The sequence below is a fragment of the Thermosulfurimonas dismutans genome, assembly GCF_001652585.1.
In the GTDB taxonomy this organism is placed as follows: Bacteria; Desulfobacterota; Thermodesulfobacteria; order Thermodesulfobacteriales; family Thermodesulfobacteriaceae; genus Thermosulfurimonas; species Thermosulfurimonas dismutans.
Map to the genome: position 1 here is coordinate 1 of NZ_LWLG01000025.1, position 9,971 is coordinate 9,971.

Sequence of the window (9,971 nt, forward strand, 5' to 3'; positions counted from 1 at the left end):
AAAGTAAGTTAATTAAATGAATATGTCCCTGAGAATCGCCAACCATATAGGCGCGTGAATATTTGGATCACCTCCCACCAGAAACCGATCCTCAGGCAAGATAATAGACCAGTTACCCGAGGCATCTTTCTTGAGAATTTTTACTTTATCTCCCTCAAATAACACATAAATGTTCTGCTTAAAGACAGCCAGAGATTTCGGATAGCTTAGTTCCGGGTGATACATAAAAACCTCTTGATACCATCTGGCAAGAGAAGGAGCAGAGAGTAAACAAAGGAAGAATATAGAAGAATATAAAGGAAAAAATTCGATAGATTCTTAACATCATTTCACCCCCCATTCCGTGCAATTTTTATAGGAATACCTTTCGGGAAGGGAAAGGGCGGTTTCTCTCTGCCAGCCGGAAGCGGAACGAAAAGCATACTCCAGATCTTCCTGAACCTTACGATAATAAAGCACATGAACGGTCCCATTTTCGTCGAGGGCTAACGAAGGAATAGTAGTTTCATAAAGATCGCCTATGCCCGTCTCAGAAATCCCTTCCGTAGACCATGTGCCGTTTTCGAAACGGGCAAAGTAAACCGCCGCGGTTACGGGATCGTAATACACCACAAAGGGCCGATTGGCGGAATCGAAGCCCAGAGAAGGATAGACGGCCCTACAGGTAACATTGTCAACCTCCCAGGAGGTCCCGTTGAAATAATTATACTTAAGACAGGCCGGATAAAGCTGACCCGAAGCAGGAACCGAATAAACCACCCCCGGGGTTCCATTGGCATCAAGAGCCAGTGAAAGCAGGGAATGTTCGGCCCTTATCTCTGTTCCGTTGGCCACGGTCTGGGTACGCCATTCTCCTCCTTCTCTAAAGGCATAAAGAATAGCCCTTTCCGAAGTTCGATAATAAACCAGATGAGGTCGATCCGAGTCATCAAGCACCAGCGAAGGATAAGCGGAAGAGCCGTTCCCATCCACGACCTGCGTCTGCCAGCCCGAAGCGGCCCTATAAGCATATTTGAGGTTTCCGGAAGTATCCGTATAAACCAGATGGAGACCTCCCTGAGAATCCACGGCCAGCGAGATGTAACCCTGAACATCTACCCCCTGACCCACATCCTCTTTCTGCCAGGCCGAACCCTCCCACCAGGCGTGTCTCAGGGTGCCGTTTACCACATAGGCCACATGAAGCCTTCCCTCAGAGTCGCTAACGAGAGAAAGATGCGGACCAATATCAGCCACCTTCAGCCCATCCCTTATCCCCTCTTCCAGAACCTCGGTGTGCCATCCGGTATCGTCCTTCCAGAGGTGATAGAGTGAACCCCGGTAATAGACCGCATGAGGGCTTCCGTCACGGTCCACCACAAGGCTTTCCGGAGAAAGCCCGGAGAAGAAATCCGTCCGCTGAGTGCAGGTTCTTTTCCACAGGCTCGAAGCCAGGAACCAGCTGCACTCCTCGGCATAAGGTTCTATGCCATTTTGAGGGTCATAGAAGTTACACTTCCGGGCCTCAAGCGGCCCAACTTTCACCTCCGTGGCATTAGTTACAGTCTCAAATATTCTCTGATAGAGATCCTCGGGAAGGATCTCCCAAGGATCAAGACCCAGGGTGCCGCTTTCCGGAGGCGGGCCGTAATAACGGAGGGTGTAAGAGGAATTGGGAGCTATAAAACTCTTTTCCACGAAAATGTCATCCAGCTGGCTGGCGTCATTTCCACCGAAAACGACTTCCTGCCCTTCGGATTCCGCGTGCACCGAAAGGGAAAGCATCCTCGAAGAAAAGTCGGAAAGCCGGGTAAGATAGAGGAATTTACCCGCCTCAAGATCGCTCAAGAATTGCTCGGGAGTAAGGATTCGATCCACATAGTAATTAAAGGTTCCGTTATCCAGATGGTAGCGGACCAGCACCCGGGCCGCGGAATCCCCGGTAAAAGGCGGAACCAGGGTCACCCGAGCGGTAAGCCTTCCGTCGTTGTCGGTAAAGCCTTGGTAGGATTCTTCATACCCTAAATTGTACATATTCCCTTCAAAGAGGCTGAAGACCTCGAACCGGTGATTTCGGAAGTCATCGCGGGGGTTCCCGGAATAGGAAAAAGTGCCATTATAAGTAAGGGAAGAGAGGAATCCTTCGGAATTAAGATGATAGGTGTCGTTTGCGCTCAAGTGGAGCCAAAAGACTCCCGGATTTCCGGAAAGAAGAACCAGAGGAACCCCGGTAGAAAGGTAAAGGGTAGAATTATCATTGTAAAGTGCACCGAATTCATTCATGGGCTCATAAGGCAGGCCGATAAACCCGGAATATCCCCCAAGCGAAAGGGTTCCGGAAAAGTTTTTAAGGAGATGGAGGATCCTTCCTCCTCCGAGCTGGGCGGTGCGGAAGAAGGAACGCATCATAAAGTCCGTTGTACTTCCGGAGAACTTCCACCCGTCAAGACGGCAACAACCACCTCCCCCAATCAGATCCAGAATCTCGTTTCGGATAAAATCGCGCACATCGTGAGACCCGGGTTTCACTCCCGAGACTACCACGGTAGCGGCTTCCTTAAATCCGAGATAGGAGAGCCTATAGAGATAAAGCTTTCCTCCGTCTTCGGGATAACGGTTCAAATAGTCCTGATAAATTTCCTCCGGAGTGGATACACCGTCTCCGTTAAAATCCGGAAGACCGAAAAGAGCAGCCTCAACACACCGTTTGTTAAGGAGAGCGTCCCACATATACCATGCCGGATAAGAGGATTCATAACTCCACTGTTCCCATAATCTCCAGGCGAAGGCGAACCACTCGGGAACCACTATATTGCGGGTATCAAGGTGAAAGGCGAGGTTCACCGAGGAGGTTACATAGTCAAAGCTCACCGTGCCGTTTTCGTCGGTGCGACGGGTCTCCACCGGGCGGAAGTTCTCGTCAAGAAGAGTAACGTAAATACCCTCAAAACCGGTGCTCAGGGTGAGGCCGGTAATCCCACCACCCCCCTCAACCGTCACATGGGAAACCGAACTCACCACAGAGGTGCCATCCGAGACCCGGACCTCCACGGTGTAAACACCGGGCTCGGTAAAAGTGTATGTAAGGGAGGGGGTTCCGGAAGCAACCACTTTTCCGTTCACATACCAGGTATAGCTCAAGGGATCGCCGTTGGGATCTACGGCCTCAACGGTAAAGGTATATTTCTCCCCGGCTCCGAGACGGATGGTCTCCGAAGGAAGGGGTCGGGTGAAATAGGGCCTGGTGCTTTCAATATAAACCCGGAAAGAGCGTTCGTCCTCATGCCCCTTCCGTCCGTCGGTAACCTTTAACGTAAAGGTATTGTTTCCTGCAGGAAGCACTTCCGGCGGAAGCTGGAGCAGAAAGTTACAAATTTGATTTTTGGGCCTGCAGGAAGCTTCCTTGAGAAGGTTTTCTTCATGAAAAACCCTTATGGTCAGGTTATCGCTTTCCGCATCATAGAGGGTTAAATAAGCGGTAAGAGTATCGTTATCCGTAATTCTGGTTTGCGGAAGAGAAAGCCGAAGAATGTGGGGAGAAAAGTTATCCGTAAAGTGTAAAGTAAACTGGAAGGGAAGGACTGCCGGCCCCGTGAGGGTGCCATTTACTACCTGATCACCCGGAGGAAAAACACATTCAAAAGAAAACGACCCTTTACGGGTGCAATTAGTGTTATCAAGGGAAACCTTTGTGGTATCCAAGGCCATTATGCGTAAAAGATAAGTCCCGTTGTAATAAATCTCTTCATATGGATCCTTATAGAAAGTTCCCGACTCGGGAGGCTTTAATTGATAACCCAAGAATCGAGGCTTTTTGTAAGATATATGAATAATAGAGAAGTCTCGTTTTAAGGTTACGTTATCGTAACCATCGGTTACCGTAACCTCGGTCCACCAGGAGGTTTCGTTGGCTGCCGGGTGAAAACGACACCGGGCATGAGAAGCACGAGAAATGGTTCCGTTATAGACTTGATTATCAAAGGATATAACCCCCTGGGGACAGCGCACGGAGACAATACGCAGAGGGTCCCCGTCCGGATCTTCGGCCCGGATTATGACAGCCATTACTACATCCCGATCTATGCTCCAGACGGTTCCGGGGATCTGTTCACGACCAAGGGTAAAACTCACCTCCGGAGGATTGTTCCCCTCCTGAAGAACAACCCTGTTCTCTCCTCCGACTTCCACTATGGAATTGGTAGCCCGCAGATGCTCGCCGAAAAAGCGATAAGAACCTGGAGGAATATTCTCAAACACCGCCTCTCCTTCCTCGTTTGTCTCCTTGCACTTTAGAAAGAACTTATTATCGCTTATGCAGACCCTTTTCCCAGAAAGGACATCTCCGGCGGCGCTTCGGGCAAGGACCACCACGGAAGTGGTATTTTCAGCAAGACTAAACTCATAAACACAGGAGAGCCAGTCGTAATTCTCCCTTTCCTCCTTTGTGGGTTCTCTGAATTCAGAAGGATCAAGAGGTAGCAACCCAATTCTCGGAAACATTGCATAGAATTTTACTTTTTTCCTTTCTATGAAATTTTTTGCCGCTGTGCAGTTGAAGGAGTAGTCTTTTTGTACAAGGAGAGGTTCCTGCAATTTGAGAAGGGTTTTACCTTTTTCATCCGTGAAATTTCCGGCACTAATTCCTTGGCCCTCGGCCTTTATAAGGATCCCCGGAAGACCGATCCTGAATAAGAACCTGTATTCCAAAACCGGCACATAAGGGATACCCTGTACATCTTCCGGCGCTTCTCCTCCACCGGTCTCCCCTCCTCCACCTTCGCTTATTACTGGTTTCACACAATTTCTATAGTACAAATCATAAGAAACTATATCCCCTTTAGCTGCTTCTGCCTTCCAGATATTGCAATCTTCATATGGATATGGAGAAGGCCAAGCTCCAAAAATGCTGGCCGCGACATAATCTAAATTCCACCACACTCCTTCCTTAGGTCCCCTAAAAACCATTACCGCGCTTCCGCCGGAAGCGGTTTCAGAACATTCAGCAGGAGTAAGTGTTCCATCCGGGTTAACCTTGCATAAAGTAAGAGTTCCCCGATATTCCCAGCCTCCGGTGGCATTTCCGGAGGGAAATCTATAAAGAGGGGTTTGACAGCCGGGGGTGTTGCGATCCGCATCCCCAAGGAGATTTACCTTATCCAAAGCCCCGGGAGTGAGATAGATATAAATATCTCCCCAACAAGGATCGTCTGTTTGTCTCGTTCCACCTCTTTGCTTCAGGGTTACGGGATTTCCGTCCTGATCCCTCAGGTCCAGGTAAGAAAACATTACGCTCTCGAGAGCTACCTCAGGAAGCTTGTGATTGGGGTCCTCTCCCCGGAAATCGCCCGGGAAATACCTTATATCCTGGGGGTCGCTCGAATCAAAACCCCTCAGGGTTACCGTGAGACTGGTAACATTGTCCGGAACCTCAGCAGGATCTATTCTTACGGCCACCAGGCTTCCATTGGCCGTAATAGCTCCAGGAGCCCGCACTCCCCGATAAGTTCTGAGAGAGCCGTCCTCGCCATAAACCACCCAGATAGGCCCCGCGGCACGGGTCGTCTCGTTGAGAGAAATGGTAACGCTCGGGGCCGGTTCAAGCTCTATGTCGCTTATACTGAGAGATGCCCCCGGATAAAGGGAATATTCTTTGGCGTAAGGGATAAAGCCCGGGGCCTGAACCTCTATCAACCCCCGTGTTCCCTCAAGAGGCACCCGAACTCCGTAAAACCGGAAATACCCTCCAGCATCCGTTAATGCGGAATAAACTTTGTCCCCGGCCTCGGGATCATATTCGCCATCCCGATCCATATCCACCAGAAGATCCACACTGATACCCTCCAGAGTAGCATTAACCAGGACACCCTCCGCATAACGCACCTGCCCGGAAACCGTAACCTCCCCGAAACCTCGCGTGCCGAAGGAAACCGCAGAGGAACTCTCCTTACCGCCTCCTCCACCTCCCCCACAGGAGGCAATCAAGAGTAAAAGCCCCAGGAAAGCCAGAAATTTTTTGACTCTGACTTTCTTCATCGTTTTTTCTCCTAATAGTGAATTGCGCTATAGTGAATTGCGCTGGGGAATTATGGCTCTATTAGATCCGGAAAATCAAGTCGACAATCTGCCAACTTCTGTCGTCTTTTCGGTTGACGACTTTGTAGTCCTTTTGTAGTCTTTCTGTAAACTAGGGTGTTTTTTGCGGAAAAATGGGGTGGAGGGTGAGGTTTAAAGGATTTGCCTTCCGCCGGGAGGGGTTGCCGATACTGGCCCTTGCGGCCTACGACCTCTGGCTTCTGGCCTTTCCTCTTCAGGGTTACTTTTTCCTCAAAATGAACGGACCGGAGAACTTCTCCTGGTTCATCATCCCGCATACCGCAAGTTTTTTCCTAGTGGCCTGGCTCGGGCATCGGATAAACTTCCGGGTGGTCTCGCTTTTTGCCGGAACTCTGGCCGCCATCTTCACCGCGGTTTATCCCTTCCTGCCCCCTTTCCAGAAGTATCTCCTTGCCCTCATAGGCATTACCTCAGCCTTTCTCATCGTGCGGATCGGGTGCCTCCTACGGCGCTGTCGCGATCCGGTGATGGCCTCGGCCCTGGGCCTGGCCCTGGGAAATGTGCTCTTGGGGATCACTCTCTGGGTTAATCCCCCCAAAGAGGCACTTTTCCCCCTGCTCGGGATCCTCCTCCTTTCCCAGGTACCGGCTCCGTTCTATCCTCAGAGAAAAGAACCCTTGGGAGACCTCTTGCGTTATCTCCCTTTCATCTTCGCCTTTTACCTTCTAATCGGAACCTTTTATGTGTGTCTCATGCCTTTCTATGTTAAGTATTACTATTTCAACGGAAGTGAACTCCTTTTTTACATCGGAGCGGTGCTCTCTTCGGCAGTTCTCTTTCGGAAAAAGCCCGACTACTCCCTGGTGGTGGGGGTGGGGATGGGGGTTTTCGCCGTGGCCTTTCTTCACAGTTTCACCAGGCTTACGAGCAATCTAGCCATGTATGCCGTGCAGGCCGCAGCGGGTCTCATAGATGTTTTCTGTTTCGGGCTCTTTATCCGGGGCGGAGATGTGGTGCGAAGGTTCGGTCTCGGAGCCGGAACCATGCTCGCCGGACCTATGGTGGGACTTCCCGTGCTTTATACCGAGCGCTGGCCCATGGTTCTCTGCACCGGAGGCAACATCGTCCTGGGGCTGGGGCTTCTCCTGTTTTACTTCGTGCAGACTACGGTGCGGGGAAGAGAAATTTACAGAAGAAAAGCTTCCCTCGTAACGGAGATAGACGAAACTCGTCTAGCCGAAACCTGTCGGGCTCTGGGAACTCCGCGGGAACTTTTCTCCTATCGGGAATGGGAGATCCTCAAGCTCACCCTTTCCGGAAAACCCATCCGGGAAATCGCATCACTTCTCAATCTTTCCGAATCCTCGGTAAAAACTTATCTCCAGCGGGTTTACCGAAAACTCGGCGTCTCCTCTAAAAGCGACCTCCTACAGAAACTCCTTAGCTAAAGGACCTCATCGGTAAAAAGTCCTTTCTTCCAGAAATTCAGAGGCGATAAGCCAGGGGGGTTTCCCGGTCCGAATTTTTGGATAAAGTAGTTAAAGAGATGAAGAAAAAGCTCCCCGTGGGAATTCAGAGTTTTGAGGTCATCCGCACAGAGGGGTACTACTATGTGGACAAGACCCCTTTTGTGAGGAAACTGGTTGACGAAGGGAAGTTTTATTTTCTGGCCCGGCCCAGGCGTTTCGGAAAGTCGCTTTTTCTGGACACTTTGAAACAGGCCTTTTTAGGGCGCCGTGAGCTTTTCGAAGGGCTTTATCTCGAAAAACATTGGGATTGGTCGGTGCAATATCCCGTTATCCACATCTCCTTTGGAGCGGGAGTAGTAGAAGGTATAAACGATCTAATTGATTCCATATTTTTTATCCTCGAACGAAATCAGGAGAACTTGGGCATAAATTGCAAGTCTACTAGAAATTATAAGAATTGCCTTCACGAACTTATTATCCGGGCCGCAGAGAAATTTTCTCAAAAGGTGGTCGTTCTAATAGACGAATACGATAAACCCATCCTGGACCGGATAGAAGACCGAGAAACGGCTTTAGCCATCCGTGAAAAACTCAAGAACCTTTACTCCGTCTTAAAAGACGCCGACCCCTACCTCAAACTGGTCTTCATTACCGGAGTCTCCAAGTTCTCCAAAGTCTCCCTCTTCTCCGGCCTCAACAACCTCAAAGACCTCACCCTTCACCCGGAGTTTGCCACCATCTGCGGCTATACCCAGGAGGAACTTGAAACCGTCTTTGCCGAACGCCTTAAAGACCTCGATCTCGAAGAAATCCGTCGCTGGTATAACGGCTACAACTTCCTCGGCCCGCCGGTCTATAACCCCTTCGATATACTCCTCTGCCTGGACTCCGGACTTTTCCGTCCCTACTGGTTCGAGACCGGAACCCCCACCTTCCTCATCAAGCTCCTCGTGGAAAACCGTTTCTTCATTCCCGACCTCGAACACCTCCAGGCCGGAGACGAAATCCTCGAAAGCTTCGATGTGGACTCCATCGCCCCGGAAACCCTCCTCTTCCAGACCGGCTACCTCACCATCGACTTCGTGGAAAGGGCTTCTGGTATGACCATCTATACCCTCCGCTATCCCAACCTCGAAGTCAAAACCGCCTTCACCCGCCACCTTCTGGACTACCTGGTCCGGAACCGCCGCGAGCGAGAAAAAAACCTCATCCGTCTCTATCGCATCTTCCAGAAAAACGACCTTCAGGCCCTACGGGACCTCTTCCACGCCTTCTTTGCCTCCATTCCGCACGACTGGTACCGCAAGTCCGAGATCCAGAACTACGAGGGCTACTACGCCTCCATCTTTTACGCCTACTTTTCCGCCCTGGGGCTCCAAGTAAAGGTGGGAGACCCGACGAGCCACGGGCGGCTCGATATGGCCGTGGAATTTGAGGACCGGTGTTATCTTTTTGAGTTCAAGGTGGTAGAACTTGAGCCCGAGGGGCGGGCGCTAGAGACTTTGAGGAACCGAGGATACCATGAGAAGTATCTTGACCGTTTCCGAGAAGTCTATCTTATCGGTGTGGAATTCAGCCGCACGGAGCGCAACATCGTGACTTTTGAATGGGAGAGGATGAAGTAAATGCACTACGATGGGGAGTGTCCACCCAATTGTGGAAATTGTAAAATGACCAAATCACAAAAAGGAGGGTGGACACCATGAGCAAAATTCAGAAGGCCACTAAGCCACAGGAAGTACAAGCCACCATCAAAGAGTTTACTCGAGAATTCCTGGGAGAGGTTCTGGAAGCCGAACTGGAAGAGTTCTTAGGCTACAAGAAGTACGAGCGCTCTGATTCGGACAATTATCGGAACGGCTACACTCCCAAGAGCGTGAAAACCACCTGTGGCCCTATTGAGCTCCTAGTTCCCAGAGACCGGAAAGGGGAATTTGAGCCCCAACTTATCAGGAAGCGTCAAACCATGCTTGATGAGATAGAAAATCAGATAACAGCCCTTTATGCCAAGGGTATGAGTACCCGAGATATCCAGGAGATTCTTTCTGATATGTATGGTTTTGACGTAAGCCCTTCTCTGATTTCCAAGATCACAGACCGGATTCTGCCCAAGATCAAGGAATGGCAAGCCCGTCCACTCAAAGAAAAATATTTTCTACTTTGGATCGATTGCATTTTCTACAACATCCGAGAGGATGGTCAAGTAAGGAAGAAAGCCATCGATGTAGTTATAAGTATAGATCTTGAAGGCTACAAGGAAATTTTGGGCTTTTGGATAGACGGGACAGAGTCTAGCCGATTTTGGCTAGGAGTGCTCAATGATCTTAAGGCTCGGGGGGTAAGAGATGTCTTCATTTTCAGCGTGGATGGGTTAACAGGGTTAGATAAAGCTATAGAGGCAACCTTTCCGAAGGCGGATATTCAGAGGTGTGTGGTACACCAGATCAGGAATTCTTTGAGATATGTTTC

At 50.1% G+C, this 9,971-nt stretch carries 5 protein-coding genes; 3 read left to right on the forward strand and 2 right to left on the reverse strand.

Translation table 11 applies throughout. The annotated features are described in order from the left end of the window. Positions 1–12: 12 nt before the first annotated feature. Positions 13–225: a hypothetical protein gene (locus tag TDIS_RS10360; protein ID WP_068671817.1), complete on the reverse strand. Its 213-nt coding sequence runs from the start codon at positions 223–225 to the stop codon at positions 13–15. Positions 226–324: 99 nt separating this feature from the next. Next, positions 325–6,012, reverse strand: a complete 5,688-nt coding sequence (locus tag TDIS_RS10365) for a PKD domain-containing protein (protein WP_068671818.1) — start codon at positions 6,010–6,012, stop codon at positions 325–327. Between the two features lie 185 nt (positions 6,013–6,197). On the opposite strand from TDIS_RS10365, the gene TDIS_RS10920 reads away from it, so the two are divergent. From TDIS_RS10920 to TDIS_RS10380, 3 genes are all read left to right on the forward strand, one after another. Then, positions 6,198–7,481 (forward strand): response regulator transcription factor, encoded by a 1,284-nt coding sequence (locus TDIS_RS10920; RefSeq protein ID WP_161939524.1) that lies wholly within the window; start codon positions 6,198–6,200, stop codon positions 7,479–7,481. Positions 7,482–7,579: 98 nt separating this feature from the next. Beyond that, positions 7,580–9,127 carry an ATP-binding protein gene (locus TDIS_RS10375; protein ID WP_068671820.1) on the forward strand — a complete coding sequence of 516 codons (1,548 nt, stop codon included), beginning with the start codon at positions 7,580–7,582 and terminating at the stop codon, positions 9,125–9,127. Between the two features lie 77 nt (positions 9,128–9,204). Beyond that, positions 9,205–9,971 (forward strand): IS256 family transposase (locus tag TDIS_RS10380; protein ID WP_153303837.1); only part of this gene is annotated, 767 nt, incomplete at its 3' end.

What these genes read in the sequence shown, in the direction of transcription:
- TDIS_RS10365 (WP_068671818.1), bottom strand. Translation starts at nt 6,012, where the DNA reads ATGAAGAAAGTCAGAGTCAAAAAATTTCTGGCTTTCCTGGGGCTTTTA.
- TDIS_RS10360 (WP_068671817.1), bottom strand. Translation starts at nt 225, where the DNA reads ATGTATCACCCGGAACTAAGCTATCCGAAATCTCTGGCTGTCTTTAAG.
- TDIS_RS10375 (WP_068671820.1), top strand. Translation starts at nt 7,580, where the DNA reads ATGAAGAAAAAGCTCCCCGTGGGAATTCAGAGTTTTGAGGTCATCCGC.